This is a genomic window from Roseovarius maritimus (assembly GCF_043355895.2).
Classification (GTDB): domain Bacteria; phylum Pseudomonadota; class Alphaproteobacteria; order Rhodobacterales; family Rhodobacteraceae; genus Roseovarius; species Roseovarius maritimus.
This window is the reverse complement of the sequence record NZ_JBHFPF020000032.1, coordinates 1-1,180: the sequence shown is the minus strand read 5'-3', so window position 1 is coordinate 1,180 and position 1,180 is coordinate 1. Positions and strand designations below refer to the sequence as shown.

Sequence of the window (1,180 nt, the reverse complement as noted above, 5' to 3'; positions counted from 1 at the left end):
CCTGATACTGTGTTATTTATCCTACCACGATGGTGGTTACGCGAGGTTCGTCCTCAAGTAGCCCTCCGGGCGGTAGGGCAAAATAATGCGGTAAACCAGGTACTTATAGACTGAATACATAGGTTTATAAGAGCAAACCCGGAGAACTGAAACATCTAAGTACCCGGAGGAAAGGACATCAATTGATACTCCCCTAGTAGCGGCGAGCGAACGGGGACCAGCCGAGCCTTGAGTGTGAATAGAACGTGTTGGGAAGCACGGCCATAGAGGGTGATAGCCCCGTATATGAAGCATGATAGGACGTATTAAGTAGGGCGGGACACGTGAAATCCTGTCTGAAGATCGGAGGACCACCTTCGAAGGCTAAGTACTCCTTACTGACCGATAGTGAACCAGTACCGTGAGGGAAAGGTGAAAAGCACCCCGACGAGGGGAGTGAAACAGTACCTGAAACCGAACGCCTACAATCAGTCGGAGCTTGACTGGACTCTAATGACAATCTGCACCATCAAAGGTGTGGGTATAAGAACAAGGAAGTGAAAATGTCGGATTTCGCAGTAGTGACTGACGGGACCTTTGCTGCAGTCGGCCTCCTGTTGGGGCTGATCAACATGGGCGTCAATCATTGCCCGAACGACGGCTGTCTGGCCAAAAACGAGGTTACGCCTTATCTTGGACTTTCAGTTGGCGAACTTATTTTCCAAGACGATCATGTGGGTGAAGAAATATTTATCCGCAAGCAGACCGGGATCGCCCGCGGGCCATTCCAATTCACCTACGGGGCTTCGGTCACTGATGAAGGTGGTCTGTGGATCGGACTGGGAAACACGACAACATACATGACACCGAACAAGCGGTGGTATGCACAGTTCCACACGATGCCGGGCGTTTACGCCCGTGGCGGGGATGTGGATCTCGGCGGTCCGATCGAGTTTCGATCCGGCCTCGAGCTGGGCTATCAGAACCGGGAGGATGTTCGCATAGGTCTGGGCCTCGATCATAGATCGAACGCTGGCCTTTACAGCGACAATCCAGGCGTCGAAACAATACACTTCCGCGTATCGATACCGTTCAATAAATGATTGTTATCAGTGTCCAGTCTTGTGACGGCGTACCTTTTGTATAATGGGTCATCGACTTGGTCTATCTAGCAAGCTTAAGCCGTTAGGTGTAGGCGCAG

1 rRNA gene is annotated in these 1,180 nt (G+C 51.4%); it reads left to right on the top strand.

Annotated features, from left to right (window positions below):
- A 23S ribosomal RNA gene (locus tag ACEWPM_RS19755) occupies window positions 1-1,180 on the top strand; the annotation flags it as partial.